The 26,595-nt window shown below is 67.6% G+C and carries 29 protein-coding genes; 19 read left to right on the top strand and 10 right to left on the bottom strand.

The window, feature by feature from the left end; translation table 11 throughout:
* Positions 1-210: 210 nt before the first annotated feature.
* The 3 genes from ACP7AG_RS11755 to ACP7AG_RS11765 all read left to right on the top strand — a co-directional run bounded on the left by ACP7AG_RS11755 (position 211) and on the right by ACP7AG_RS11765 (position 2,913).
* On the top strand, positions 211-933 hold the full coding sequence (locus tag ACP7AG_RS11755; RefSeq protein ID WP_426030977.1) for an ABC transporter ATP-binding protein: 723 nt from the start codon (positions 211-213) through the stop codon (positions 931-933).
* Entirely contained in the window at positions 930-2,480 is a 1,551-nt protein-coding gene (locus tag ACP7AG_RS11760; protein ID WP_426030957.1) for a hypothetical protein, read from the top strand. Before ACP7AG_RS11755 ends, ACP7AG_RS11760 begins: the two co-directional genes overlap by 4 nt.
* Positions 2,481-2,598: 118 nt before the next feature.
* Complete coding sequence (locus ACP7AG_RS11765) at positions 2,599-2,913, top strand: hypothetical protein (protein ID WP_426030959.1); 315 nt, start codon at positions 2,599-2,601, stop codon at positions 2,911-2,913.
* Here ACP7AG_RS11765 and ACP7AG_RS11770 read toward each other — a convergent pair.
* Positions 2,910-4,805: a PAS domain-containing protein gene (locus ACP7AG_RS11770; protein WP_426030961.1), complete on the bottom strand. Its 1,896-nt coding sequence runs from the start codon at positions 4,803-4,805 to the stop codon at positions 2,910-2,912. The two genes, ACP7AG_RS11765 and ACP7AG_RS11770, sit on opposite strands and share 4 nt — an antisense overlap.
* A gap of 176 nt (positions 4,806-4,981) precedes the next feature.
* Positions 4,982-6,415, bottom strand: coding sequence for a DEAD/DEAH box helicase (locus tag ACP7AG_RS11775; protein WP_426014768.1), 1,434 nt, complete (start codon positions 6,413-6,415; stop codon positions 4,982-4,984).
* A gap of 241 nt (positions 6,416-6,656) precedes the next feature.
* Here ACP7AG_RS11775 and ACP7AG_RS11780 point away from each other — a divergent pair, with 241 nt between their 5' ends.
* Entirely contained in the window at positions 6,657-6,818 is a 162-nt protein-coding gene (locus ACP7AG_RS11780) for a hypothetical protein (protein WP_426030979.1), read from the top strand.
* On the opposite strand, the gene ACP7AG_RS11785 is transcribed toward ACP7AG_RS11780, so the two are convergent.
* Positions 6,776-7,114 carry a PRC-barrel domain-containing protein gene (locus ACP7AG_RS11785; protein ID WP_426030963.1) on the bottom strand — a complete coding sequence of 113 codons (339 nt, stop codon included), beginning with the start codon at positions 7,112-7,114 and terminating at the stop codon, positions 6,776-6,778. The genes ACP7AG_RS11780 and ACP7AG_RS11785 overlap by 43 nt on opposite strands.
* An 82-nt stretch (positions 7,115-7,196) precedes the next feature.
* Here ACP7AG_RS11785 and mutT point away from each other — a divergent pair, with 82 nt between their 5' ends.
* Both mutT and ACP7AG_RS11795 read left to right on the top strand, forming a co-directional pair.
* Complete coding sequence (mutT, locus tag ACP7AG_RS11790; RefSeq protein ID WP_426030965.1) at positions 7,197-7,613, top strand: 8-oxo-dGTP diphosphatase MutT; 417 nt, start codon at positions 7,197-7,199, stop codon at positions 7,611-7,613.
* On the top strand, positions 7,529-7,780 hold the full coding sequence (locus tag ACP7AG_RS11795) for a Flp family type IVb pilin (RefSeq protein WP_426014762.1): 252 nt from the start codon (positions 7,529-7,531) through the stop codon (positions 7,778-7,780). Before mutT ends, ACP7AG_RS11795 begins: the two co-directional genes overlap by 85 nt.
* A gap of 70 nt (positions 7,781-7,850) precedes the next feature.
* Here ACP7AG_RS11795 and ACP7AG_RS11800 read toward each other — a convergent pair whose 3' ends face one another.
* Positions 7,851-8,765, bottom strand: a complete 915-nt coding sequence (locus ACP7AG_RS11800; RefSeq protein ID WP_426013249.1) for a methyltransferase domain-containing protein — start codon at positions 8,763-8,765, stop codon at positions 7,851-7,853.
* On the opposite strand from ACP7AG_RS11800, the gene ACP7AG_RS11805 reads away from it, so the two are divergent.
* The 4 genes from ACP7AG_RS11805 to ACP7AG_RS11820 are packed head-to-tail and all read left to right on the top strand — an operon-like array spanning position 8,764 to position 11,097.
* Positions 8,764-9,543 (top strand): ComF family protein, encoded by a 780-nt coding sequence (locus ACP7AG_RS11805; RefSeq protein ID WP_426013247.1) that lies wholly within the window; start codon positions 8,764-8,766, stop codon positions 9,541-9,543. The two genes, ACP7AG_RS11800 and ACP7AG_RS11805, sit on opposite strands and share 2 nt — an antisense overlap.
* Before the next feature lie 31 nt (positions 9,544-9,574).
* Positions 9,575-9,829 (top strand): glutaredoxin 3, encoded by a 255-nt coding sequence (grxC, locus tag ACP7AG_RS11810; protein WP_426013245.1) that lies wholly within the window; start codon positions 9,575-9,577, stop codon positions 9,827-9,829.
* Positions 9,826-10,647 (top strand): carbon-nitrogen hydrolase family protein, encoded by an 822-nt coding sequence (locus tag ACP7AG_RS11815; protein ID WP_426013244.1) that lies wholly within the window; start codon positions 9,826-9,828, stop codon positions 10,645-10,647. Before grxC ends, ACP7AG_RS11815 begins: the two co-directional genes overlap by 4 nt.
* A gap of 15 nt (positions 10,648-10,662) precedes the next feature.
* Entirely contained in the window at positions 10,663-11,097 is a 435-nt protein-coding gene (locus tag ACP7AG_RS11820) for a DUF1178 family protein (RefSeq protein WP_426013242.1), read from the top strand.
* Between the two features lie 64 nt (positions 11,098-11,161).
* Here ACP7AG_RS11820 and ACP7AG_RS11825 read toward each other — a convergent pair whose 3' ends face one another.
* From ACP7AG_RS11825 to ACP7AG_RS11845, 5 genes are all read right to left on the bottom strand, one after another.
* The gene (locus tag ACP7AG_RS11825; protein ID WP_426013241.1) at positions 11,162-11,473 is read right to left on the bottom strand and encodes a glycine zipper 2TM domain-containing protein; all 312 of its coding nucleotides are present in this window, start codon (positions 11,471-11,473) and stop codon (positions 11,162-11,164) included.
* A 151-nt stretch (positions 11,474-11,624) separates the two neighbouring features.
* Positions 11,625-12,674 carry a glycine zipper 2TM domain-containing protein gene (locus ACP7AG_RS11830; RefSeq protein WP_426030967.1) on the bottom strand — a complete coding sequence of 350 codons (1,050 nt, stop codon included), beginning with the start codon at positions 12,672-12,674 and terminating at the stop codon, positions 11,625-11,627.
* 158 nt (positions 12,675-12,832) lie between these two features.
* Complete coding sequence (gene ubiG, locus ACP7AG_RS11835) at positions 12,833-13,588, bottom strand: bifunctional 2-polyprenyl-6-hydroxyphenol methylase/3-demethylubiquinol 3-O-methyltransferase UbiG (protein WP_426013237.1); 756 nt, start codon at positions 13,586-13,588, stop codon at positions 12,833-12,835.
* Between the two features lie 2 nt (positions 13,589-13,590).
* Positions 13,591-13,974, bottom strand: coding sequence for a type II toxin-antitoxin system VapC family toxin (locus ACP7AG_RS11840; protein WP_426013235.1), 384 nt, complete (start codon positions 13,972-13,974; stop codon positions 13,591-13,593).
* Positions 13,967-14,485, bottom strand: coding sequence for an AbrB/MazE/SpoVT family DNA-binding domain-containing protein (locus ACP7AG_RS11845; protein WP_426013233.1), 519 nt, complete (start codon positions 14,483-14,485; stop codon positions 13,967-13,969). Before ACP7AG_RS11845 ends, ACP7AG_RS11840 begins: the two co-directional genes overlap by 8 nt.
* Before the next feature lie 201 nt (positions 14,486-14,686).
* Here ACP7AG_RS11845 and ACP7AG_RS11850 point away from each other — a divergent pair, with 201 nt between their 5' ends.
* The 6 genes from ACP7AG_RS11850 to ispG all read left to right on the top strand — a co-directional run bounded on the left by ACP7AG_RS11850 (position 14,687) and on the right by ispG (position 22,323).
* Positions 14,687-15,934, top strand: a complete 1,248-nt coding sequence (locus ACP7AG_RS11850) for an aspartate kinase (protein ID WP_426013231.1) — start codon at positions 14,687-14,689, stop codon at positions 15,932-15,934.
* A gap of 275 nt (positions 15,935-16,209) precedes the next feature.
* Complete coding sequence (locus ACP7AG_RS11855) at positions 16,210-16,671, top strand: hypothetical protein (protein WP_426030969.1); 462 nt, start codon at positions 16,210-16,212, stop codon at positions 16,669-16,671.
* 191 nt (positions 16,672-16,862) lie between these two features.
* Entirely contained in the window at positions 16,863-17,384 is a 522-nt protein-coding gene (locus ACP7AG_RS11860) for a glycine zipper 2TM domain-containing protein (protein WP_426030971.1), read from the top strand.
* 205 nt (positions 17,385-17,589) lie between these two features.
* Positions 17,590-19,854, top strand: coding sequence for a phosphoenolpyruvate--protein phosphotransferase (gene ptsP, locus ACP7AG_RS11865; protein ID WP_426030973.1), 2,265 nt, complete (start codon positions 17,590-17,592; stop codon positions 19,852-19,854).
* A gap of 168 nt (positions 19,855-20,022) precedes the next feature.
* Positions 20,023-21,090 carry a helix-turn-helix domain-containing protein gene (locus ACP7AG_RS11870; protein ID WP_426013225.1) on the top strand — a complete coding sequence of 356 codons (1,068 nt, stop codon included), beginning with the start codon at positions 20,023-20,025 and terminating at the stop codon, positions 21,088-21,090.
* Positions 21,091-21,180: 90 nt separating this feature from the next.
* Complete coding sequence (gene ispG, locus ACP7AG_RS11875) at positions 21,181-22,323, top strand: flavodoxin-dependent (E)-4-hydroxy-3-methylbut-2-enyl-diphosphate synthase (RefSeq protein WP_426030975.1); 1,143 nt, start codon at positions 21,181-21,183, stop codon at positions 22,321-22,323.
* 203 nt (positions 22,324-22,526) lie between these two features.
* On the opposite strand, the gene ACP7AG_RS11880 is transcribed toward ispG, so the two are convergent.
* Positions 22,527-23,906 carry a PLP-dependent aminotransferase family protein gene (locus ACP7AG_RS11880; protein WP_426013219.1) on the bottom strand — a complete coding sequence of 460 codons (1,380 nt, stop codon included), beginning with the start codon at positions 23,904-23,906 and terminating at the stop codon, positions 22,527-22,529.
* Positions 23,907-24,002: 96 nt separating this feature from the next.
* Here ACP7AG_RS11880 and ACP7AG_RS11885 point away from each other — a divergent pair, with 96 nt between their 5' ends.
* The 3 genes from ACP7AG_RS11885 to prfA all read left to right on the top strand — a co-directional run bounded on the left by ACP7AG_RS11885 (position 24,003) and on the right by prfA (position 26,284).
* Positions 24,003-24,602 (top strand): LysE family translocator, encoded by a 600-nt coding sequence (locus tag ACP7AG_RS11885; RefSeq protein WP_426013217.1) that lies wholly within the window; start codon positions 24,003-24,005, stop codon positions 24,600-24,602.
* Between the two features lie 64 nt (positions 24,603-24,666).
* On the top strand, positions 24,667-25,143 hold the full coding sequence (locus ACP7AG_RS11890; RefSeq protein ID WP_426013215.1) for a molybdopterin-dependent oxidoreductase: 477 nt from the start codon (positions 24,667-24,669) through the stop codon (positions 25,141-25,143).
* A 73-nt stretch (positions 25,144-25,216) separates the two neighbouring features.
* Positions 25,217-26,284, top strand: a complete 1,068-nt coding sequence (gene prfA / locus ACP7AG_RS11895) for a peptide chain release factor 1 (protein WP_426013213.1) — start codon at positions 25,217-25,219, stop codon at positions 26,282-26,284.
* Positions 26,285-26,595 lie beyond the last annotated feature (311 nt).

The raw sequence follows: 26,595 nt of genomic DNA on the forward strand, positions 1-26,595 counted from the left end.
TCACAAACGCCGGACGATGTCCGCCGCTCCGCGACCCTTTTTCACACCTTCAGCGGCAACCCGCATGAAGTCCTACCCCATGGGGTAGGACCTTGAACAGGGGGCCCAAACACGTTCACATGCCCCAGCTCCACCGTCCCAAAGGACCCGTCCGTGACCGAAGCCTTGATCGTCCGCGGCTTGGACAAGACCTTCGCCAAGCCGGCGGTGATGGACCTGGACCTGACGGTCCACGCCGGCGAGCTCTACGCCCTGCTGGGGCCAAACGGCGCGGGCAAGACCACCACCCTGCGGATGGTCGCGGGCCTGACCAAGCCCGACAAGGGCGAGATCAGCATCTTCGGCGTCGACGCCAAGGCCGACCCGGCTGGCGCCAAGGCGATCACCGCCTGGGCGCCCGACGAGGCGATGATCTATGACAAGCTGACGCCGCTGGAATATCTGGAGTTCGTGGCCGGCCTGTGGAACGTCGAACCCAAGGCCGCCAAGGCTCGGGCCGAAGCGCTGCTCTCCAAGCTGGGCCTGGAGTCCGAGGCGCGGCGGCGCTGCGAGGGCTTTTCGCGCGGCATGAAGCAGAAGGTGGCCCTGGCCGGCGCCCTGATCCATGATCCCAAACTGCTGATCCTCGACGAGCCCCTGACCGGCCTCGACGCCGCCGCCGCCCGCCTGGTCAAGGACATGCTGCAGGAGCGCGTCGACGCCGGCGGCACGGTGATCCTCACCACCCACATTCTCGAGGTCGCCGAGCGCATGGCCGACCGCATCGGCATCATCGCCGGCGGCCGTCTGCTGGCCGAGGGCACGCTGGACGCCCTGCGCGCCCAGGTCGGAGGGATGGGGGCGGGCGGCGGCAAGCACGGCTCCACCCTGGAGGACGTGTTCCTGCAGCTTACAGCGACCCCCGCCCCCGTATCTGGCGAGGCCGTGGCGTGAGCCTGGCGGCGCCGGGTTCGATCCTCTGGCTGCTGGCCCACGAGATGCGTCTCTACTGGCGAAGTTTCCGGGGCGGGCGGGCCGGCAAGGGCGCGCGGGGCCTGATCGGCCTGACGATCATCGGCGCCATGATGATCGCCGGCGGCGTGCTCATCGCCCTGGGGCTGCACGGCCACGACATCCCGATCAACCCGCTGTCGGTCAGCATCGCCGCCCTGGCCAGCGCGGTGATCTTCACCTTGATGCTGTCCCAGACCCTCAGCGCGTCGAGCGAGGCGCTGTACGACCGGGGTGATCTGGACCTGCTGTTCTCCTCGCCGATCGGGCCGGCCAAGGTGCTGCTGGTGCGGGCGCTAGGCGTGGCGACGGGGGTGGCGACGATCTTCCTGATGGTCGCCACCCCCCTGCTGCTGCCGACCGTGCTGTATGGACATCCCGGCTGGATCGGCCTGTTCGGCGTGCTGGCGGCCCTGGCCCTGGCGGCGACGGCGGCCGGGCTGGTGCTGGCCATGGCGCTGTTCGCCCTGATCGGCCCGCGCCGCACCCGCACCGTGGCTCAGGTGATGGCGGCCCTGGTCGGCGCGGGCTTCTTCCTGGTCAGCCAGGCGCGATCCATCCTGGGGCAGCAGGCCAGCAGCAGTGTCTATGCCGACATCATGCAACGCAGCCAGGAAGGCCGGCTCAATCCGCCGCCCTTCGCCGACCTGCCGCTGCGGGCCATGTTGGGCCAGCCCCTGCCGCTGCTGGCCTTGCTGGGCGGCGCTGCGGCGCTGTTCATCCTGTCCGCCCGGGCCCTGGGACGCCGCTTCTCGGACGCCGCCGCCGCCGCCCAGGGCGCGACGACAAGCGCCCCCGCCAAGGCTGGCAAGGGTCCCGCCCGGGCCTTCTCCGGCGGGGTTTTTCTGGCCACCCTGCGCAAGGAGCTGCTGCTGATCGGACGCGACGCGGCCCTGCTGTCGCAGGTGCTGCTCCGGGTGCTCTATCTGATCCCCACCGCCCTGGTGCTCAGCCGCAACGCCTCGCACGGGACGGGCGCGGCCCTGGCCGGCGGGGCGGGGGTGGTGGTCTTCCTGGCCGGTCAGGTCGCGGGCAGCCTGGCCTGGATCACCGTGTCGGCCGAGGAGGCGCCGGACCTGCTGTCGGTCTCGCCGGCCAGGATCGCCACCTTGCGCCGCGCCAAACTGGCGGCGGCCTGGCTCCCGGTGGCGCTGCTTCTGGCCCTGCCGATCGCCGTGCTGGCCTGGTTCGCGCCGCTCGCCGCCATCTGGACCACCCTGGGCGCGGCCTTGGCGGCCTGGAGCAGCGGCCTGATCAATGTCTGGCGCCAACGACCGGGCAAACGCTCGGAGTTCAAGCGTCGGGGCGGGGCGTCGTGGGTGGCGACCCTGGCCGAGATGCTGGTCTCGGCCCTGTTGGCCGGCGCCACTGGGGTCGCCGTGGCGGGCTTCGCGGTCTGGGGCCTGATCCCCTTGGCCTTGGCCGGCCTGGTGCTGCTGAGCCTGCGCCGCAGCGACGCCCAGATCGCCAAGGCCTTGCGATTAAGGTAAAGCTCCAATTAGGGTTTTACCCGATTGCACGACATTCCGCCCCGGCTAGGGTCGGTGTCGGGTCGGTGTCGGGTCGGTGTCGGGTCGGGGTTATCGAGGGGTTTGGGTTCACCGCGCCATGACCGCAGCACAGCTTGCCCTTCATCGGAACGACCGCCGGGAGTCAAAGGCCCTGGTCGTGATGATCAGCGTGTTGCAACTGGCGCTCGTGGTGCTGGCCTGGCTGTTGGCCGTGGTTCCGGTGGCGTTGCTGGCCTTGGGCGTGATGACCGCAAAGGCCGTGCGCGCGGCGTTTCGACCTTCCACCCCGACCGCCAGGGCGCCCTCAGGGGTTCACGTCGCGACATCGCCTCTAAACGCCCTTCGCCGGGATGAGAGGATCAGAAAGGCTAAGATTCAACCTCAAGCCAGCGCCCCAAGCTCGCCCGCCTAACCCTCGAGCCCCGCCTCGATCCGGCAGACGACGCCGCCGGGTTGGAAGTCGATATGGGCCTCGCCCGACAGTTCCGCCGCCAGGCCGCGTTCGATCAACCGGGACCCAAAACCTCTGCGGGCGGGCGACGAAACGGGCGGGCCGCCCGATTCGGTCCAGGTCAGCACCAGCCGCGCTACGCCGGACGCCGCCTCGGGCTTTGACGTCACCGACCAGGCGATCCGCACATGGCCGGCCACGGTCGAAAGCGCCCCATACTTGACGGCGTTGGTGGCCAGCTCGTGCAAGGCCATCGACAGCGACAGCGCCATGCGCGGCGACAGCCGGACCGGTGGTCCGGTGAACGCAAAGCGGCCCGGCGCCCCGTGCAGGGCCTGCAGCCCGGTCAACAGGTCCGACAATTCCGCGCCCTCCCAATTTTCACGGGTCAGCAGATCATGGGCCTCGGCCAGGGCGACGATCCGGGCCGAGAAGGCCTCCTGGGCCTGGGGTAGGGAGCGGGCGGCGTGGAAGGTCTGGCCGGCGATGGCCTGGATCGTGGCCAGCGAATTCTTCACCCGATGGTTCAGCTCGTTGACCAGCAGCCGCAGGTGCAGCTCGGCCTTCTTGCGCTCGGTCACGTCGGAGGCGACGCCGACGAAGCGCACGCACTGGCCGTCGCGGAAAAAGGCGCGGCCAAAGGCCTCGATCCAGCGAAGGGCGCCGTCCGTGCCGCGGAAAATCCGGTATTCCTGGTTGAAGACGTGGTCGCTGGCGCAGCCGGCCGGGTCGATTGCGATTTGAATCCCGTCTCGAAGCCTTGGGTAATCGTCGGGATGGACCAGCCGGGCCACGGTCTCCGTGGTCGCTTTCTCGTCCTCGGTCAGGCCGAAAATCTCGCGACATCTGGGGTCCCAATAGCGCGCTCCGGTCGCGGGATTATGATCCCAGCGGCCAAGGCCGGCGGCCTCGACGGCGATCCGCAGGTCGGCTTCGGTGGCCTCCAGGGCCGCCTCGATCCGCTTGCGCTCGGTGATATCGACCATCACCCCGCGATGGCGCACCGCCCAGCCCTTCGCGTCGCGCTCGACTCGGCCCCGGGTCTGGACCCAGCGGATCGAACCGTCGGCATGGCGCAGCCGGTACTCCTCCAGGAAGTCGGCGGTGGTGCTCATATGGGTGCGCCCCGACTTCAGCAGCCGCTCGAAATCGTCGGGATGCAGGGCCTGCGAAAACTCCGACAGCGGCGCGCCTTCGGCGGCGCGTTCGGGCGAGACGCCGTGAAAGGCCGCGTAGCGGGCGTTGGCATAGACCCGGTCGGCGACGATATCCCAGTCCCAGGTGCCCACGCCGCTGGCCGCATCGAGCGCCAGTTGATAGCGTTCCTCGCTGGCGCGAAGGGCCTGCTCGGCCTGTACTCGCCGGGTGGTCTCCGACAGGGCGATCAGGACGCCGCCCACGCCGCTGGCCGCATCCGGGTCGGGCAGGGGCGTGAGACGTATGGTGAAATAGCCTTGGGTGACCGTTCCGTCGGCATGGACGGTCGGCAGCAGCAGGTCCTCAATGAGGTCGCCGCCGCTCACCCCGTCCAGCATCGCCCGCTCGGGGGCCTCGGCGTCGGCCGCCGAGGTCGGCGGGGCCTGGGCGAAGGTCTTGCCCAGCGTCTTTGGGTGACGCTCGCCAAGCATTGGGGCATAGGCGTCGTTATAGATCAGCACCAGGTCCCGGCCCCAGCGCAGGGCGGTGGGGAACTTGCTGGCCACGACCAAGGCGACAGCGAAGGTCAGGCTGGGCGACCAGCCGCCGCGCGGACCAAGCGGCGTGGCCGCCCAGTCGACAGCCTCAATCCGTGCGTCCATACCGCCGAGCCGCCGCGCGTCGATCGCTCCGCCCTGGTCACGGGTGTCCGCCATGCCCGTGTTCCTTCCCGACCGTGTCTTCAACGGTCAAAGAACAGACCTCATCAAAGGCGGGGTTTCAAGCGTCGCGGGAAGCCACTGGGATTCTTACCCAAAGAAACGCCGGCCGTTTCCATCCCTTGGGACGGAAACGGCCGGCGTTTCATCTAGGCGCCGTCTGGAGCTGACGCTTAGTCGATCGGATTCCAGCGTTGGTCAGCGGCGCCGTTGGCCCGCTTGGGGCCGCGGAAGTCACCGGCCGGCTTGGCCGCAGCGGGCGCACCCTGAGCCTGACCGCCATTGCGGCCACGATTCTGGCCGCCGGGCTTGCCCTGGCCGCCGGCATTGGCGCCAGCGCCACCGGGACGACCGCCACGGTTACGTTGCTTTCGCAGTTCCGACGGCACGTTGTTGCGCGGGTCGGCGCGGCGCGGATCGACGTACTTTTCCGGCGGCGCCAGCTTGTCGGCCACGGCCGCGGCGGCCGCCAGATTCTTGTCGTTGCGACGGTCGAAGGTCGGGATCACCTGGCGGGTGGCCTTCTGGATGTCCTTCAGCAGGTTGCGTTCGTCATCGGCGCAGAAGCTGATGGCGATGCCTTCCTTGCCCTTGCGGGCGGTCCGGCCGATGCGGTGGACATAGGATTCCGGCACATTGGGCAGTTCGTAGTTGAAGACGTGGCTGACGTCGTTGACGTCAATGCCGCGGGCGGCGATGTCGGTGGCGATCATCGCCTTGACGTGGCCGGCCTTGAACGAGGCGAGAGCCCGTTCGCGCTGGCCCTGGGTCTTGTCGCCGTGGATGGCCGCGGCTTCGATGCCGCTGGCGACCAGGTACTTGGCCACGCGGTCGGCGCCGCGCTTGGTGCGGGTAAAGACGATGGCCCGCTCAACGGCCTTGTCGGCCAGCAGTTCGGCCAGCAGGGGGCGCTTGCGCTGGGCCTCGATGTAGATCAGCGACTGGTTGATGCGCTCGACCGTGGTGGCCGACGGGGTGATCGCGACCTGTGCCGGGTTCTTCAACAACTCGCCGGCCAGCTTGCCGATTTCGTTGGGCATGGTGGCCGAGAAGAACAGGTTCTGGCGTTCCTTGGGCAGTTGGCTGGCGATCTTGCGGATCGGCACCACGAAGCCCAGGTCCAGCATCTGGTCAGCTTCGTCGAGCACGAAGATCTCGACGCCGTTCAGGTGGGCGGACTTTTCGCCCAGGTGGTCCATCAGGCGGCCCGGAGTGGCCACGACCACGTCGACGCCGGCCGCCAGGGCCTTCATCTGCGGGCCGTACTTCACGCCGCCAAAGATGGTGGCGACGGTCAGGCCCATGTGCTTGCCGTAGTCGCGGAAGCTCTCGGCGATCTGGGTCGCCAGTTCGCGGGTCGGGGAGAGGACCAGGCAGCGAAAGCCACGGCGCGGGGCCGGCTTACGGTCCTCGGCCAGTCGGTGCAGGATCGGCAGGGCGAAGGCGGCGGTCTTGCCGGTGCCGGTCTGGGCGATGCCCAGCAGGTCGCGGCCGCTCAGGACCAGCGGGATGGCCTGTTCCTGAATGGGGGTGGGCTGGGTGTAGCCCTTCTCGGTCAGCGCCTTCAGGAGGGGCTTGGCAAGGCCGAGATCGGTGAATTGCGTCAAGGTTGGATGCTTTCGTGCAGCCACAGAGACGGCGCATGCGATCCTCGCACGGCTCGCCTGGCGGCGGGTCGGTGGGGAGCGCCCCGCGTGACACGGGCGGTCTGATGGAAGCGTTCAGGGTGCTCGACAGGGCGGACCAGAAAGGTCCCTCACGCGGCTGGAGCACCGATAGCGCCAGACGGCGCACGCCCTAGATCGTTTATTGCAGGTGCGAAGTCAAGGGCGGGCAAGGGTGTGCGCGATTTGGCGCAGTGCGTCCTTCGAGGCTTGGCTGCGCCTCGCACCTCAGGATGAGCAATTCAGCAACAACTTCCCTCATCCTGAGGCGCCCGCGCAGCGGGCCTCGAAGGACGCACGGCGTCAGACCTCGAAGTACCGCTCCACCTGCGCCGCCCAGCCATAGGTGGCGCTGTTCAACTGGTCGCGGTCATAAGCCGGGGCTTCCTTGAAGCGGTCCTTGGCGATGTCGAGGACATAGGCTTCGGCCTTTTCGTCATAGGTGAGCAGGCGCCAGGGCAGGGGATGGTACTTGCCGCCGGCCGAGAACAGGCCCGAAGGCTCGATCGCCACATAGCGGCCGATGCCGGCGTCGCGGTCGATATAGATCTCGCGGATCACACCAATCTTGTGGCCTCCGACGTCATTGACCTTCGTGCCGATCAGGGCGGCGCTCTTCACCAGGCGATCGTCGACGCTCATGGGGTTCTCCTCGTTCTGGACAACCAACGCGGCCGCGTCGATGACAGTTGCCAAGCGGCGTGACCCGTTCGACTAAGGCGTCATGATCCAGTCCTCCCCCAAGCCCATCGTTCTCGTCGCCGCCGCCGCCCTGATCGACGTCGATGGGCGGGTGCTGATCTGCCAGCGGCCGCAGGGCAAGGCGCTGGCCGGGCTTTGGGAGTTTCCGGGCGGCAAGGTCGAGCCGGGCGAGACGCCCGAGCAATGCCTGATCCGCGAACTCGACGAGGAACTGGGAATCCAGGTGGCCCAGGCCTGCCTGGCGCCGTTCGTTTTCGCCTCCCACGATTACGAGTCCTTTCACCTCCTCATGCCACTCTACCTGCTGCGGCGCTGGGACGGACTTGTCACCGCCCAGGAGCATGAGGCGCTGAAATGGGTGAAGCCCGACAGGCTCGCGGACTATCCGATGCCGCCGGCCGACCTGCCGCTGATCGCCTGGCTGCGCGATCTGCTCTAAGCCGCTTCTGGCGCGACGAGCGCGGCGCCACGGCCATCGAATACGGCATGATCGTCGCCCTGATCGCCGTCGCCCTGATCGGCATCCTTGGCGCCCTGTCGGGCACCATCAAGACCACCTTCACCAAGGTGAACACCCTGCTGGCGACCAGCAACGCGGCGAAGTAGGCGGTTTTGCGCCAAGCTCAGCTTGGGTCCCGACTTTCGTCGTTATGAGCGGTGGGTTGGGAGACTTACCCTACCCGCCCGCCTTATCCCCCGCCGACCGCTCCACCGCGCCTAGCGCGTCCGCCAGCCGCATCTTGGCCGACCCCGGCCGCAGCGGCTTCTGCTGGCTATCGTGCGGAGCCCAGCCGGTGACGGTGATGATCTCGAAAGTGGCGGGCACCTTGCCGTCGGCCTCGGCGAATCGTTCCTGATAGAGCTCCATCGCCCGGAACAGCACCTTGCGGGGGAGCGGCTTGCGCGAACGGTCGAGCAGCACGCTGGTCTCACCCATGGCCCGCAGGTCCTTCAGAAGGGCCAGCGGATGGCCGTAGCGCACCTTGACCCGGTCCTTGTCGGCGACGGGCAGGGCGAAGCCCGCCCGCTGCAACAGGCCGGCGGCGTCGACGGTGTCGGCGAAGGGCGAAACGCGAGCGGAGGCCCCGCCGCTGACCTCGTCCTCCGCCGCTAGCAGGGCCTGGCGCAGCTCGGTCAGGGTGGCGCCGCCGAACAACGCGCCGACGAACAGGCCGTCGGGCCGCAAGGCGCGGCGTATCTGGATCAGGGCGCCCACCAGGTCATTCGTCCAGTGCAGGGCCAGGGTCGAGACGGCCAGGTCTATCGTCGCGTCGCCGAACGGCAGGTGCTCCTCGTCGACCGCGACGCGCGGACCGTGCAGCCCGCCCAGCATGCGTTCGGACAGGTCGGTCTGGATCAGGAGGCCGATCTTCTCGCGGGCGTCGCTCTCCGCCAGGGCGCGAGCAAAGGCGCCGTTTCTCGCGCCAAGGTCGACCGCGACCGGAAACTCGCGCAGGATGGCTTCCAGCCGCATCACCGCGTCTTCGGCCGCGCGGGCTTTCAGGAAGCCGGCGGTCTCGAAGCCGGGCGCGGCGCGGTCTAGGCGGGCGCGCAGCAGGGCGCGGTCGAAGAGCAGGGGGGCGGCGGTCATGTCGGCGCAAGATGGGGCTTCTCGCGCGTCATGGAAACCTTCCCCTCGCCTGACCGCGTTGGCGCAGGACCTGCTGGACCTGATCCTGCCGCCGCGCGCCTTCGATGGCGCGGCGGCCCTGACCTCGGGGCTGTCGGCCGAGGCCTGGAGCCGCATCACCTTCCTGGACGGTCCGGTGTGCGACGGTTGCGGCGCGCCGTTCGCTTATGACGTCGGCGAAATCCGCTGCGTTCTGTGCCAATCGCGCGAACGGCCCTTCAGCCGGGCGCGGGCGGCCTGCCTCTATGACGAGCATTCGCGCGACCTGATCCTGAAGCTGAAACACGCCGACCGCACCGACCTGTCGAGCCTGTTCGCCCGGTGGCTGTCGCGATCGGCGGTGGATCTGCTGGACGAAGCCGAGGCGGTGGTTCCGGTCCCGATGCACAGCTCACGCCTGCTCAAGCGCCGCTACAACCAGGCCGCCGAAATCGCCCGGCCGCTGTGCGCGATGGCGGGGCGGCCCTACCTCCCCGACGCCCTTGTCCGCAAGCGCGACACCGACAGTCAGGGCGGCAAGTCGGCGGTGGGTCGCCGACGCAACGTCGCGGCGGCGTTCGCCGTCCCCGAATCGCGGCGACATCGGGTGGTCGGCCGCAAGGTGCTGCTGGTCGATGACGTGCTGACCACCGGCGCCACGGCGGAGGGCTGCGCGCGGGCGCTGCTGGCGGCTGGAGCCAGCCAGGTGACACTCGCCGTCGTCGCGCGCGTTACAGAACTGCACGCGCGTCCTATATGAGGACGGAAACGACGTCTGTTACGGATTCTCCATGGCCAAGGTCATCATCTACACCCGCCCGTTCTGCGGCTACTGCGCCCGGGCCCTGAAACTGCTCAACGACAAGGGCGCCGACTTCACCGAACTGGAGGCCGGCATGGATCCAGCCCTGCGCAAGGAGATGATGGATCGCTCGGGTCGCACCACCTTCCCGCAAATCTTCGTCGGCGAGCAGCATATCGGCGGCTGCGACGACATGATGGCGCTGGAGCGCGCGGGCAAGCTGGACGCCTTGCTCGCGACATGACACTCCGGGTCGGCCTCGTTCAGACCCGCACGCCGGCCACCCACGAGGCCGCTCTGGCCCATGTCGCGCCGCTGGTGCGCGAGGCCGCGGAGAAGGGCGCCCGGTTCATCCTGGCGCCGGAGGGCGTCAACGTGCTGCAGAAGGACCGCGCCAAGCTGCTGCCGACGCTGGTCTCGCTGGACGACGATCCGGTGGTGCTGGGCCTGCGCAACCTGGCCCGCGAGCTGGGCGTCTGGATCGATGTCGGCTCGGCGCTGGTCAAGCGAGAAGACGGCAAGGCCGCCAACCGTCAGGCAGTGATCGATCCGTCCGGGGCGATCGTCGCGACCTACGACAAGCTGCACATGTTCGACGTGAATCTGCCGACCGGTGAGACGGCCCGGGAATCATCGACCTACGAGCCCGGCGACCGAGCCGTGGTGGTCGAAACCCCCTTGGGCGCCTTTGGCCTGACCATCTGCTACGACATGCGCTTTCCTGCCCTACACCGTGCCCTGGCGCTGGGTGGGGCCCAGATCCTGACCGTGCCCGCCGCCTTCACCCGGCCAACAGGCGAGGCGCATTGGGACATCCTGCTGCGGGCGCGGGCCATCGAGACCGGCTCTTTCGTGCTGGCTGCGGCCCAAGGCGGCCTTCACGAGGACGGCAGAGGCACCTGGGGTCGCTCGATCGTTGTCGGGCCTTGGGGCGAGGTGATCGGAAAGCTTGATCACGACGCGCCGGGCGTGCTGATCGCCGATCTCGAGCTCGGGGCCGTCGACAGGGCCCGCGCGGCGATCCCCGCCCTGAAGAACGCGCGTGCCTTCACGGGTCCCTGACCCCATATTGGCCTCATGATCAAGTACGCGCTCGCTTGCGACCACGACCACGCCTTCGAGGGCTGGTTCGGTTCGTCGTCGGACTATGACGACCAGTTGGCGCGTGGGCTGGTGGACTGTCCGGTCTGCGGCTCCAAGGGTGTGCGCAAGCAGATTATGTCGCCCGCCATCTCCGGCACCAAGGCGCGCAGGCCCACGCCCGAACCCAACGCCCAGGTGCGCGAGATGATGATGACCGCCGCCAGCGAGGTCCGACGCCAGGTCGAGGACAGTTTCGACTATGTCGGCGACCGCTTCGCCAAGGAGGCCCGCGACATCCACGAGGGCAAGTCCGAGGATCGCGGCATCTATGGCGAGGCCACGCCCAAGGAGGTCGCGGCCCTGATCGAGGACGGAGTCAAGGTCGCGGCCCTGCCGCCGGCTCCGCCCAAGAAGACGGACATGAACTAAGGGTTCAACCACGAAAAAGGGGACGGTTTCCCGTCCCCTCGTCCGTTTGACTTTTGCGCGCCGCTTAGTAGTAGCGATATTCGTAGTGGCAATTGTTCTTCTTGGAATTCCTCTTGGCGATCTGGTTGCCGGCGACGGCGCCCAGGGCGCCGCCGAGGAGGGCGCCTTCGGTCTTGTTGCCATGGCCCGCGACGACCGTGCCTAGCACACCGCCGCTGACGCCGCCGATCACGGTGCCCTTGTTACGAGCGCTCTTGGTGCTCTTGCAGACGGTGATGCGGTGACGCGTCTCGGCTTGGGCGGCGGTTACAGCGATGGTCGACGCCGTGAAGCCGAGGGCGACGATGACGGCGAGGGTCTTGAATTGGGCGCGCATGGCGGCCTCCTAAATCGGTTGTCAGACGCTTGGGCAACAACAACGCTCAAGCTTGCTTTTGGTTCGCATTGGTCGAGGGCCTATTGTCGGATAGCCGACCTGAACGGCGGATGAAACGGCGGCGACGCCGCCGTTCATCCTGCCGACAGGATCAACCCTGAATGCGATAGCGACCTTGGCTGTCTGGGCAAACCCGCACATAACGGGTTTCGGTCCGGCCGTCGTAGTCGGTGTCAGCCGGGGCCAGGCGGCACGTCCTGGAATAGTTGTTGTAGGCGGTGGCCGAGCTGGCGCGATAGCGGCTGCTTTCGCGGTAGGCCACGGTCTCTTCCCGGCTCCAGTACTGCCCCTGGGCGTCGCAGCGACCCTTGGCCGAAGCGTTGCCGATGCTGGCGCCGACGCCGGCCCCAACCAAGGCGCCCAGCACGGTGCCTTCGGGTTTTGCGTTGCGAGCGGCCAGCTTCGAGCCGGCCAGGGCGCCCACCAGGGCCCCGATCACACCGCCGGCGGCCGCGTTCTTGCGAGCGTCGATACGGCAGGGCTCGTTGTAGGAAACGTTGTCGCCGTAGCCGCCGGCATTGGGGGCGCTGTAGGGCGTGGTGTAACGCGTGGCGTAATCCGGGTAGCGCCTATCGTACGAGCCCGAACCATAGCGACGATCATAGTCACCGCGAGCCCGATCATAGTCCGCGCGGTCGCGATCATACTGGGCGCGCTGGTTCTGATAGTCGCTGCTGGCGGAATCATAGACCCGGCCGTCGGTGCTGTAGCGCGAGGCGTCGTCCGGATGACGACGATCATAGGCGCCGTTTCCATTGCGGCTGTCATAGTCGCGACGGTTGTCCATATAGACCATGCGGTCATGATCGTAGGTTTGTTGTTCGCCGTAATAGGCGCCGCTGCTGGCGTAGGTGGGGTCCACGTAACGCGTTGCGTATTGTGGATAGCGGCGGTCATAGGCCCCCGAACCGTAACGGCGATCGTAGTCGGCGCGAGCCCGCACATACTTGGAGCGCTCGGCTTCATAGGCGCGCTGTTGGTCCTGATAATCAGCCGAGCGCTCGTTGTAGGCGGCGCGTTGATCGCCATAGGCCTGGAGGCGCTGCTGATAGGCGGCGTCGCTCGATTGCGCGAAAACCGGCGCGGCGGTGCTCAAGGCGACGGCCGAAGCCATCACCCACGCGGTGTGCTTGAAAGTCATGGTAGTCTCCGTTCCGACGAACGGATCGACGTTCGACCCCCGAAGCGAGCCGCCAATCCTGAAAAGTCCCTGGCAACCATAAATCTCAGGGGCGGCTCAGGTTCCGCCAGGCGCGGCGGCGTCGTCGACAAGACATGCGGTGTTGTTGCGCTTGGGTCTCAGTCCTTGGTGACCGTCATCATGTAGTTGATGTCGGAGTCGGTTGATTGGCTCCAGCGGCCGGTCAGCGGGTTGTAGGCCACGCCGAATGGACCCTGCATCGTCACGGGCTCGCCGGCCAGGAAGGCGCGCAGTTCCTCGGGCTTGAGAAACTGTTTCCAGTCGTGTGTGCCGGGCGGCACCCAGCGCAGCACGTACTCCGCGCCGATCTTGGCCAGGGCCAAGGCCTTGAGCGTACGGTTCAGCGTGGCGACGATCATCAGACCGCCGGGGGCCAGCAGCTGTGCGCAGGTCCGCAGGAACTGGCCCGGGTTGGCGACATGCTCGATCACCTCCATGGTCAGCACCACGTCGAACGGCCCCGCGCCCTCGGCCAAAAGCTGTTCGGCGGTGGCGGGGCGGTAGCCGATCTCCAGCCCCTGCTCGGCCGCGTGGGCGGCGGCGGTCTTGATATTGTTTTCCGAGGCGTCGACGGCCGTGACCGTGAAGCCCAGCCGGGCCATGGGCTCGCTGAGCAGCCCCCCGCCGCAGCCGATGTCGAGCAAGCTCAGCCCCTCGAACGGCGTGCGCGAATTGCCGTCGCGGTCGAAGCGGGCCAAGGCCTGCTCCCTGATGAAGCTAAGCCGGCAGGGGTTGAACACATGCAGCGGCGCGAACTTGCCGCGCGGGTCCCACCATTCGGCGGCGATGGCCGAGAACCTCGCCACATCGGCGGGGTCGATGCTCCAGGAGGGGGTGTCGGCGGCTTGGGTCATGGTCAGCGTATGAACACGACTTCTACGCCGAGGTCCAGATCGGCCCAGGCCCGATCGGCGGTCATGATCGGCAGACGCTCGCGCATCGCCAGGGCCAGACAGGCGCGGTCGCCCAGGGAGAGGCCTTTGTGGCGGGTGGCGTCGCGCAGGAGGCCGGCCTGGATGGCGAGGTCGCGATCGAAGTCGATGATTTGGCCGCAAAGCTCCGACACGGTCTCTTCGACATCGAAAATCGCGACGCCTCGATCCAGCATCTTTGTGACGACCTCCGTTATGTTCACTGAACAGGTTTGGGCCTGAAATAGGCGGCCTACGACTAGGTCGCGGCCAGGTTCTTCGAGAACCACCGCCAGGATCGCCGACGAATCCAGGACCACGTCAGTCATCTTTGCGATTTCGAGCCTGACATTGCTCATATTCCCGATCATCATCGGCGGCCTCGCGGCGGCGGTCGGCGATCAATTCGTCCACGATCGAGACGCCGGGGCGCCAATAGGGCCGCAGCCGCTCCTGAATCCGGCGGACCGATTCCGGTATGCTGATGATCTTGAAGAACTCGCCGTCCAATTCGGCGATGATCAGGCCGTTAGGCCCGGCTCCCAGCGCTTCCAGCACCTCGGGTGGTAAGGTCACCGAGCCGTTCCGGACCTGCAGTCTATAGGTCTTGGGCTTGTCGTGGACGGACGCTCGGGCGTCGCCCTCCGCCAGTCCTTCAAGCGCGGATTCGACCGGCGTATTCCCCGCCCCCGGCTCCTCCAGCACGTTGCGCACGTGCTGATACCGCTTGCCGAGGATGCGGGCGATCTGGGCGCGCGGGACGCCGGCGGCGGCCAAGGCGCGAATCCTTCCGGCGACGGTCTTGTGGCCCTGCAACAGGGCTTCCAGGTCAGGCGGCATGACGGCTCTCCATCATCTGGAAAACAGATAGGTAGTTAGGTAGGTTGCGACAAAGGAGTCAAGGCGCGCCGCTCGCGACGAAAAAGACATCCGCGACATTGCCGTTGCGTCCCCACGCCGCTAGAAGACCGCGGCTTGCGCCCAGCGATGTTCCGCCGCGTGCGGCGCAAGAATTGACCTTAGGTTTTTACGGGGTAGGGCGTGTCTCGTCTGGTGATGAAGTTCGGCGGCACCTCGGTGGCCGACCTGGAGCGCATCCGCCGGGTGGCGCGTCTGGTCGCCGCCGAGCTGGCGACCGGCAAGCAGATCGCGGTGGTGGTCTCGGCGATGTCGGGAAAGACCAACGAGCTGGTGGCCTGGACCGACGGCTGTGGCCGGGCGGCCGAGGGTTTGCCGGAATCCGACGACGAATACGACGCCATCGTCGCCTCGGGCGAGCAGGTGACGGCCGGCCTGCTGGCCATGACCCTGCGCAACATGGGCATCGGCGCGCGCTCGTTCCTGGGCTGGCAGGTGCCGATCCTCACCGACGACGCTCATGGCCGGGCCCGCATCGAAGAGATTCCGTCCGACAATCTCGACGCCGTGCTCAATGCCGGCCAGGTGGCGGTGATCGCCGGCTTCCAGGGCGTGACCTCCGATGGCCGTATCACCACCCTGGGCCGGGGCGGCTCGGACACCAGCGCCGTGGCCATCGCCGCGGTGCTGAAGGCGTCCTGCGACATCTATACCGACGTCGATGGCGTCTACACCACCGACCCTCGGATCGAAAAAAAGGCCCGCCGCCTGGCCAAGATCTCCTACGAGGAAATGCTGGAAATGGCCTCGCTGGGGGCCAAGGTGCTGCAGACCCGTTCGGTCGAGATGGCCATGGCCCATCGCGTGCCGGTTCGGGTGCTGTCGAGTTTCGTCGAACCGGGGGAATCTCCCGGCCAAGGTACGATCGTCTGCGACGAGGAAGAAATCATGGAAAAGCGCATCGTCTCGGGCGTCGCCTATAGCCGCGACGAAGCCAAGATCACCCTGCTGGGCCTGCCCGACCATCCGGGCGTGTCGTCGCAAATCTTCGGCCGGCTGGCGGACGCCAATGTGAATGTCGACATGATCGTGCAGTCGCGCGCCCGCAGCGCCGACACCGCCAACATGGAGTTCACGGTCGGCAAGCGCGACGCCGTCCGCGCCGTTGAGATCGTCCGCAAGGCCCAGGCCGAGATCGGCTTCGAGGACGTGGCGATCAACGAGGACGTCGCCAAGGTCTCGGTGATCGGGGTGGGCATGCGCAGCCACGCCGGCGTTGCGCAATCGATGTTCCAGGCCCTGGCCGAGAAGAACATCAACATCCAGGTGATCTCGACCTCGGAGATCAAGATCAGCGTGCTGATCGACGCGGCCTATACAGAGCTGGCCGTGCGGGCGTTGCACGCGGTCTACGGGCTGGATCAGCTGTAGAGCATTTTTCGAGCGAAGTGGTTCCGGTTCGCGTGAAGAAAAATGCGTCAAAACAAAAGATTAGAGCTCACGGCCTGACGCAGTCAGGTCGGGAAATGCTGTAGGTGGAGGCGCCTGCGGCTCGCACCTCAGGACAAGGCTTTTTGTGATGCCTAGCGGCTCAAGAATCTCCTCATCTTGAGGCGTCCGCGCTGCGGGCCTCGAAGGACGCAAGGCGTTAGCCAAATGTCGCGTTCTGACGGTATGAGGGGCGATTAGTCCCTGCAGGAGTCTCCATGTCGGTGTTCAGGTTCGATCCCGAGCGCAAGTCCGTCACCTTCGAGGGCGATGCGGGCCTGGACCTGCTGTACGATCTGCTGCTGCGCGCCAAGTTCGGCGACGGCTATGAAAAGCCTCTGCTGGTCAGCCCGTGGCTGGCCGTGCTGCTCAAGCAGTTGGACCAGTTCTTGCCCGACGACGGTCAGTGGTTCCCCGAACAGCCCGGGCGGCCGATCTTCGACGAGGACGACCTGCTGGCCATGGGCGACGCGGTGATCGAGGAAGGCCACACCGTCGGCTGGTGGACCATGACCGAGCCCGAGAAACGCGCCTATCTGCGCGACACCATCGCCGCCCCCCATCCCCTGACCGACGCAGAGGTCGAGTTCATCGAGGCCGACATCGACGCCGCCGTCGAACAGGCCAGGCAGTTGGTCGAGGCGGTCAGCGAACCGCTGGCCTTGCCGGGGCACGGCTGACGGAAGCTGTTGGGGCTGGGGCCGCCCTCTTGGGGCGGATGATGGGAGGTCGGTGCGATTGGATCGGTCGTCAACATGACGGGAACCTGAACAACGCCGTTCAGATCGGGTTCAAGGCGGCAATGCGACAAAGGTCCCAACAGCGCCGCACCGGACTTCTTCCGGCCCGACGCTCTCTAGGAGCAAACGCCATGAAGACCTTTGGTAAGTTCTCGAAGATCGCCGTCGCCGTCGCCGTGACCGGCGCTCTGCTCCTGCCCGCCTCGGCCGCCTTCGCCGGCGACAAGACGCAGCGGGCCGTGATCGGCGCCCTGATCGGCGGCCTGGCCGGCGGCGCCCTGTCGAAGGGCGACAAGAGCGGGATCGTCATCGGCGCCGTTGCCGGCGCCGCCCTGGGCGCGGCCACCGACAACGATCGCAACGACCGTCGCTATTCGAGCAACTATCGCGACACTCGCTATGGCAACGGCTACGGCCAGACCTATAACAACAGGTCGAGCTACAACAACGGCTACGGCCAGACCTACGACAGCGGGTCGAGCCACAACAATGGCTACGGCCAGACCTACAATGGCGGATCGAGCTACAACACCGGCTACGGCCAAACCGGCTATGACAACCGCTCCAACCCTCGTCGCGACCAGCGCAACGACCGCTACAACAGCGGCTACAGAACCAGCTACGGCAATGGCTACTACGGCCAACACCGCTAACCGCTGGTCAGGTTGAACGACCCGGCGCCGTCCCTCTCCGAGGGGCGGCGCTTTTTCGCGCGTCCTGCGCGAATTGACCGAGAGCGAACGCTGTGCGTCGCGCGAAATCTGCTATAGCCCGCTCCACGGCGTTGCGGCTTCTTAACCCCTGACGCGTGTTGTCGGGCTAAGCCGTACAGGCCAAAAGGGGAGTGCGCGCGCGAACATGGCGGCGTCCGGGATCGCTGTTCGGGGACCACGCAGCCTGCTTCGGCAGATTCGCGAGGCCATGGCCGGGGGCGGCCCCGCCCAAGTCAAGCTCGACTTGGTGGTGCGCACCATCGCCATTTCGATGGTGGCGGAAGTCTGCTCGATCTATCTGCGCCGTGCGTCCAACGATCTGGAACTGTTCGCCACCGAAGGCCTGTCGCGCGACGCCGTTCACGTCACCCGGCTAAAGCCTGGCGAAGGTCTGGTCGGCGAGACCATGCGCCTGGGCCGGCCGCTGAACCTGTCGGACGCCGCCAGCCACCCGGCCTTCTCTTACCGCCCGGAAACCGGCGAAGATCCCTATCACGCCTTCCTGGCCGTGCCGCTGCTGCGCGGCGGCCGCTCGATCGGCGTGCTGGTCGTCCAGAACCGCACCGAGCGGGTCTATGGCGAGGACGAGGTCGAGGACCTGCAGATCATCGCCATGGTCCTGGCCGAGATGGTCAGCGCCGGCGAACTGCTGGGCCTGGACGAGCTCAAGGACGTCGAGATCGCGCCCCACAAGCCCGAGCGGCTGAAGGGCGCGCGCTTCGCCGAGGGCCTGGCCTGTGGCGTGGCGGTGCTGCACGAACAGCCGGTCGCCCCCGAGCAACTGCTGTCGGATGACGCCGCCGCCGAGGAGGCCAAGCTCAAGGTCGCGGTCGATGCTCTGAAGCAGCAGATCGACGAGATGTTGGAAGGCCAGCACGGCCTGGTCGGCGCCTCCTACGAAGTGCTCGAGACCTACAAGATGTTCGCCCATGACCGCGGGTGGAACCGGTCTCTGCTGGAAGCCGTGCGCTCGGGCCTGACCGCCGAGGCGGCGGTCGAACGCGTGCGTTCAGAGCACCGCGCCCGTCTGGGCCAGGCCCGCGACCCCTATCTGCGCGAGCGGCTGCACGATCTGGAAGACCTCAATGACCGTCTGCTGCGTCACCTGTCGGGCGACGTCCACGCCGTGCGGGTCCTGCCGGACGACGCCATCCTGATCGCCCGCAACCTCGGGCCCGCAGACCTGCTGGAATATGACCGCACCAAGCTGAAGGGCATCCTGCTCGAGGAAGGCTCGTCCGCCAGCCACGCGGGCATTGTCGCCCGGGCCCTAGACATCCCCTGCGTCGGCCGCCTCGCCGGACTGCGCGACCGGGTCAACGAGGGCGACCCCGTTGTGGTCGACGCCGAGGCCGCCGAGGCCTGGCTGCGGCCGCGTCCCGACGTGGTCAAGTCGCTGAAGGCCCGGATGGAGGTCCGCGCCCAGCGCAAGGCCGAGTTCGCCCGCCTGCGTGACACACCCGCCGTCACCAAGGACGGCGACAAGATCACCCTGCTGATGAACGCCGGCCTGGCCGTTGATCTCGACATCCTGGGCGAGACGGGGGCCGAGGGCATCGGCCTGTTCCGCACCGAGTTCCAGTTCATGGTCGCCGAGGAAATGCCCCGGCTCGAGGCTCAGACCGCGCTCTACGAGAAGGTGCTGGACGCCGCCAACGGCATGCCGGTCACCTTCCGCACCCTGGATCTCGGCGGCGACAAGCTGCTGCCGTACATGGAGTTGGAGCGCGAGGACAATCCGGCCTTGGGCTGGCGGGCCATCCGCATGGGCCTGGACCGTCCAGCCCTGCTGCGCATGCAAATCCGCGCCCTGATCAAGGCCGCCGCCGGGCGTCCGCTGCGGATCATGTTCCCGCTGGTGGCCAATGTGGACGAGTTCCGCGCCGCCCGCGCCTTTGTCGATCAGGAAGTCGCCTGGGCCCTCAAGCGTGGCCGGCCTGAACCCGCGCGCCTGGACGTCGGCGCGATGATCGAGGCGCCGTCCCTGCTGTGGCATCTGGACGCCCTGCTGCCGATGACCGATTTCGTTTCGGTCGGCACCAACGACCTGATGCAGTATCTGTTCGCCGCCGACCGGGGAAACTCGCGGGTGTCGGATCGCTATGATCCGCTGTCGCCGGCCGCCCTGCGGGCCTTGAAGACCATTCAGCAGGCCTGCGCCGACACGGGCACGCCGGTGTCGGTCTGCGGTGAGATGGCGGGGCGGCCGCTTGAGGCTTTCGCCTTGCTGGCCTTGGGTTTCGACGCCTTCTCGATGCCGCCGGCCGGCATCGGACCCGTCAAGCAGATGGTGCTTTCGCTCGATCGCGAGGCCGCCCGGCGCAATGTCGAGACGCTGCTGAAGACCTCGGCCGGGTCGCTCCGTGGTGAGATCGAAACCTTGGCGCGCAAGCTTTACGTCGCGATCTAGACGGTCGGAGCGTTAACCGAGCTCTACCTTATAGTGTATTGAATCCCGCGACTTACTTTGATATCCACGATGAAGTATTAATAATCCCGGTTATCTCGGGTGGGGCATAGTCGTAGGGTTCTCTGTCGGGCTCCCGTACGGCGCGAATTTTGGGGTCACATGGCAGCCATGCCGCTGGATACGGGCAGGGTTCCGCACTTGCACCTGGTCGCGGACAGCGATCCGGAGGACGCGCCCGCGACGGCGCATCAGCCTTCGATCGACTTCGGCGTCGATATCGGTTCGGCCCTGCGCGCGGCGCGCGAGTTTCGGGGTCTCACCCTGCGCGATGTCGCCGACGCCACCCGCATCCGCCAGGGCTATGTCGAGGCGCTGGAGGACCTGCGCCTCGACGAACTGCCCTCGCGCCCCTTCACCATCGGCTATGTGAAATCCTACGCCAAGCTGCTGGGCCTGGACGGCGACGCCGCCGTCGACCGCTTCAAGCTGGACGCGCCCGACGACAGCGAACCGTTGCGCGCGCCGGTCGGCGTGCGTCACGAACGCGACCCGCGTCTGGGCCTGATCCTGGCCCTGGGTGTGCTGATCGTCGCCGCCATCGTGCTGTGGAACGTCGCCCAGCGCGCCATCGCCAAGGACGCCCCGCCCGCCCTGGTGGCCCGGGAGCAGGCCAGCGCCGCGGTCGCCGCGCCCGCCGCCATTCCGGTCGATCCCAACGCCACGCCGGGTTCGGTCCCGCTGGGCGCCCCCCTGCCGGCTCCGGTCGAATCGACCACGCCCGAGCCCTACAAGACCCCCGGCCTCGACGACGCCGCCGCCAATGGCGGTTCTGCCGACGCTGTGACCGCCGCCTCCAAGTCCCGCGCGGAAGCCGCTGGCGCAACCGCCGACGCGCTCCAGTTGACCCGGGTCGGCACGCCGTTCCGCCCCAAGGGCGCGATCTATGGCGCCACGGCCGCCGACGCCTCGGGTGTCGTGCTGCAGGCCCGCAAGCCCGCCTCGCTGGCCGTGCACGGGGCCGGCGACTCGACCTATTTCGCCCGCTGGATGGCAACTGGAGAGTCGTTCCGCGCCCCGCGCACTGCTGGCCTGGTCGCCGATGTCTCCGACCCGACCGCCTTCGACGTCTATGTCAACGGCGTGCTGGCCACGCGCCTGGCGACACCGCAAGTGACGCTGAGCAAGTTGGTCGCGGCCCCGGTGGCTCCGGTCGCCCCGCCGGCCGCCCCTCAGTAATCCTGTCGCCCTCCGGCCAGCGAAGCCGACGGCGGGCGACATTTTCATGACGGTCTTGGGTTCCGTCGCCAAACGCCTTAGATTGACGCCATGGCCACCGACCACACCCACATTCGCCCGTGGCGCTCGATCGAGCGCCGCACGTCGCGCAAGATCCGCGTTGGCAATGTCGAGGTGGGCGGCGACGCCCCGATCACCGTCCAGTCGATGACCAACACCCTGACCAGCGACGCCGCAGCGACGCTGGAGCAGATTCGCCAGCTGGAAGAAGCCGGCGCCGACATCGTTCGGGTCTCGTGCCCCGACACCGATTCCACGGCGGCCTTCAAGACCATCGCCCGCGAGAGCCGGGTGCCGCTGGTGGCCGACATCCACTTCCACTACAAGCGCGGCATTGAGGCGGCGCAAAACGGCGCGGCCTGCCTGCGGATCAATCCGGGCAATATCGGTTCGCCTGACCGCGTCCGCGACGTCATCCAGGCGGCCCGCGATTACGGCTGCTCGATGCGGATCGGGGTCAACGCCGGCTCGCTGGAGCGCGACCTGCTGGAAAAGTACGGCGAGCCGTGCCCTGACGCCATGGTCGAGAGCGCCTTGAACCACGCCCGCATCCTGCAGGACCACGACTTCCACGAGTTCAAGATCAGCGTGAAGGCGTCCGATCCGTTCATGACGGTGGCGGCGTACCATCAGCTGTCGGAACGCATCGACTGCCCGCTTCACCTGGGCGTCACCGAGGCCGGGGCCCTACGCACCGGCACGGTCAAGTCGTCGATCGGCATCGGCGCCATGCTGTGGGCCGGCATCGGCGACACCATCCGCGTCTCGCTGGCCGCCGACCCGGTCGAGGAGATCAAGGTCGGCTTCGACATCCTCAAATCGCTGGGCCTGCGTCACCGCGGGGTCAACATCATCGCCTGCCCGTCCTGCGCGCGTCAGGGCTTCAACGTCATCAAGACGGTGGAGGCCTTGGAAGCGCGCTTGGCTCACATCTCCCAGCCGATGTCGCTGTCGATCATCGGCTGCGTGGTCAACGGCCCTGGCGAGGCCCTGATGACCGACCTGGGCTTCACCGGCGGTGGCGCCGGCTCAGGCATGGTCTACATGGCCGGCAAGCCCAACCACAAACAGTCCAACGACGGCATGATCGACCACATCGTCGAACTGGTCGAACAACGCGCCGCGGTGCTTCAAGCCGCCGCCGACGAGGCCGAGGCGATCGCGGCGGAGTAGGGGCGGGCTCGGCGTCTCATTCTCATACCGGGCCGATCCGCAGACGCATGCGGATATTTGCCTCCGATCGAGGCGCATCACGCCGCTACTGCACTCATCGCCAACGTCACGAAGCTGAAGTTGGCGAGGCAATTCGCTGTCCGGGGCTTAAACTTCGACATCCACCCGTTTTCAGACCCTTACGGGCAACACCTCTGCGGTCGTCAAATCATCGCCCGCGAGCGATCGTCGGCGCCTGACAGCGCCTCCGCCACCACACCCAGCGCGCGTTCCAGCTCGGCCTGATCCCTGGCCGCGCCCAGACACAGCCGCACGCCGCTCTCCAGGCCTGGGGCGACGATTGGGGCGCCGGGCGGGGTCAGTTCGACACCGCAGCGCAGGGCGCGGCCCGCCAGGCGTTCGGCCGCCAGCTCGTCCATCGGCAGCCAGATGTGCGGGCTGAAGGCCGAGGCGGGGGTCTCCATGGCCGGGCCAAGGATCCCACGCGACAGGGCCAGCCGCTGGCCCATCTCGTCGCGGATCTCGCCGGCGATGGCGTCGGCCGAGCCGTCCTCGATCCACTGGGTGGCGATCAGGGCGCCGAAATTGGGGGGGGCGTAGAATTGGGCGCGCACCGCGTGGATCACCCGCTCGAACACCTCGCCCGGCGGGGCCAGCAGGAAGCCGACCCGCAGGCCGGGCGATAGCGCCTTGGAGAGCCCCGAAACGTGGATCGTCCGTTCGGGCGCCAGCTCGACCAGCGCGGGCAGGGGATCGCCACCAAAGATCGCATAGATGCCATCCTCGATGATCCACAGGTCGCGTTTGCGGGCGACCGCCACGATGTCGGCGCGGCGCGCGGCGCCCATGATCCGGCCAGTGGGGTTTTGCAAGGTGGGCAAGACGAACACCGCCTTGGCCCCGTTCGCCGCCGCCCGGTCCAAGGCGTCGGGCAGCAGGCCTTCGCCGTCCATGGCCACGCCGGTCAGGCGATAGCCGGCGTGGTCGGCCAGCACCCGGGCGCCGGGGAAGGTGGCGGCCTCGCACAGCACCGCGTCGCCCGGCCGGCACAGGGCGGCCAGGGCCAGGCTCAGGGCCTGCTGGGCGCCTGCGCAGCAGATCAGCTGGCGCCAGTCGGCGCGTTCGACCCCGGCGGTGCGCGACAGCCAGGTCGCGAAGGCCCTGCGGTGGGTCTCAAGCCCTGTCGATGGGGCGTAGGCCAGGTTGTCGATCAGGTCGGATCGGCGCTGCAGCCGGGCCAGGGTCTGGACGATCCGCGCCGCGCCGGGGCCGACCGGCGCGATGTTCTGGCTGAGATTGATCGGGCCCTGGTCTTTCATCACTGGCCGCCCGGCGGTGGCCGCGTTCCGCACGAAGCTGCCGCGCCCGACATGACCTTTGACCAGCCCGGCCTTCTCAGCCTCGACATAGGCGCGGGTCACCGTGCCCAAGCCCAGGCCCAGGCGATGGGCGAGTTCGCGCTGCGGCGGCAGACGGTCACCGTCGTTCAGGGCTCCAGACGCGATGTCGGCGCGTAGCGCGTCGAGCAGGCGCTCATAGAGCGGCGAGTCGCCGGGCGGGAGGGTCGGGGTCCAGGCGGCCACGCAGGTCTCCAGAATTGTCACTGGAGCAATATAGTTTTTGACTCGTGATGCAATCGGCAAGATTACCGTGACATTCGTCGGATTGGAGTGTCCGCCATGACCGCCCAACTTCTGCTCGCCTTCGTCCTGTTCGCCTTCGCCACGGCTGGCACGCCCGGCCCCAACAACATGATGCTGCTGGCGTCCGGCGCGAACTTCGGGTTTCGGGCGACGATCGTGCACATCCTGGGGATCAGCGTGGGACTAGGCGTGATGGTGCTGGCCATGGGGCTGGGACTGGGCGGGGTGTTCAGGGCCTGGCCGGTGCTGCACGAGTTGCTGCGCTGGGTCGGGGGCGGTTATCTGCTGTGGCTGGCCTGGAAGATCGGCACGGCCAAGGGGATCGGCGACAGGGAGGCCGGCGCGCGGCCAATGACCTTCCTCGGCGCGGCCGCCTTTCAATGGGTCAATCCCAAGGCCTGGGCCATGGCCCTGACGGCCGCCAGCACCTACACGCCCGAGGGCTCGAGCAGCGCGGTGTTCATCGTGGCCGGGACCTTCATGCTGGTCGGCGCGCCCTGCAGCGCGGCCTGGGCCGGTTTCGGCCAAGGGATGAGACGGTTCCTCGACCGCCCCGCCGTGTTGCGGACCTTCAACCTGACCATGGCCGCGCTGCTGGTCGCCTCGCTGTATCCGCTGGTTGTCGAGACCGGTTGAGCGGCGAGCGCTTGCCTCGAACGCCGGATCGGGCCCACATCAGTGGCCAATCCGAGGTCCGCCCATGCGTTTCCCGCTCATCCTGACCGCTGTCCTGGCCTTGGCCTGGACCCCCGCCTTGGCCCAGGACATCAAGGTCACAGTGGTCGGTCGCGACTCGGTAGTTCTGACCCCGGCCGACCTCAAGGCCCTGCCGCGCGCCAAGGCCACCTTCACCGCCCACGGCCATCCGATCACCTACGAAGGCGCGGTGCTCAACGCCGCCCTGCTCAAGGCCGGCGTGGTGTCGGGCGACCGGCTGATGGGCCGCTATCTGAACCAGGTGGTGGTCGCCAAGGGCGCGGACGGCTTCACCGCGACCTATTCCCTGGGCGAGACCGACCCGATCTATCGGACCAATCCGGTGATCATCGCCGACAGCAAGGACGGCCAGCCGCTCGACGCCAAGGAGGGCCCGTATCGGCTGGTGGTCGACGGCGACCTGCGCCCGGGGCGTTCGGTGCGCATGTTGGCCTCGGTGGAGGTCAAGCCCGTGCCCTGAGGCGGAACTCGACGGCGGCGATCGCTGGGGGTACAGAGACCGCCCCACCCCTTCCAGACCATGTGACCCTCCCTTGCGACTGCCCCAGGCCCGCCTCGACCAAGTTCTCGACCGCTTCCGCGAGGTGGAAGCCCGGATGGGCGCCGCGACGGACGGGGCCGAGATCGTCAGGCTCTCCAAGGAGCACGCCGAAATCCGCCCGGTGGCCGAGGCCGTCGAGGCCCTGGCCAAGCTGGCCGCCGAGCGCGCTGGCCTCCAGGAGATGGCCGCCGACCCCGAAATGGCCGCCATGGTCGCCGACGAAATCCAGGCCCTCGACGAGAAGCTTCCCGTCATGGAGCGCGACCTGGCCCTGATGCTGGCCCCTCGCGACAAGGACGAGAACGCTTCCGCCATTCTCGAAGTCAGGGCTGGCACGGGGGGCGACGAGGCGGCCCTGTTCGCCGGCGATCTCTTCCGCATGTACCAGCGCTACGCCCAACTTCAGGGCTGGAAGGTCGAGGTCGACAGCGTCTCCGAGGGCGAGATGGGCGGCTACAAGGAAATCATCGCCTCGGTCAGCGGCGACGGGGTGTTCGGTCGCTGGAAGTTTGAGAGCGGCGTCCACCGCGTCCAGCGCGTGCCGGCCACTGAGGCCCAGGGCCGCATCCACACCTCGGCCGCCACCGTCGCCGTGCTGCCCGAGGCCGAGGACGTCGAGATCGAGATCAACGACGCCGACATCCGCATCGACACCTACCGCTCCTCCGGGGCCGGCGGCCAGCACGTCAACAAGACCGACTCGGCCGTCCGCATCACCCACCTGCCCACCGGCGTGGTCGTCACCTCCTCGGAAAAGTCCCAGCACCAGAACCGCGCCAAGGCCATGAAGAACCTCAAGGCCCGGCTCTACGACATGCAGCGCCAGGCCCTCGACGACGCCCGCTCCGACGCCCGCAAGACCCAGGTCGGCAGCGGCGACCGCTCCGAGCGCATCCGCACCTATAACTTCCCGCAAGGGAGGGTCACCGACCACCGCATCAACCTGACCCTCTACAACCTCTCCCGGGTGATGGAGGGCGACGCCCTGGACGACATCATCAAGCCCCTGATCGCCGAGGACCAGGCCGCCCGGCTGGCGAGCCTGGAAGAGGGGTACTAGAGCATTTCCCGACCTGACTGCGTCAGGCCGAGAGCTCTAATCTTCTGTTTTGACGCATTTTTCTTCACGCGAACCGGAACTACTTCGCTCGAAAAATGCTCTAGCGAAGGGCCGCTCAAGGGCGTCGCCCGCGGGCCCGACGGTCGCGCCACCAACAACAGCTGACGGCGAGCCGCATCCGCCCCAGCGGATGCGCCTTAAACCCTTGGTGGATCGGAGCTCTGGCGTCTGACGATGTCAAGGACCGCCTCTGGCGGCCGCGTCGCGGCGGCGCTCCGCCCCATCCTTGACATCGTCAGACGCAGAGCAAG

Source organism: Caulobacter sp. DWP3-1-3b2 (assembly GCF_049896325.1).
Lineage (GTDB): Bacteria > Pseudomonadota > Alphaproteobacteria > Caulobacterales > Caulobacteraceae > Caulobacter.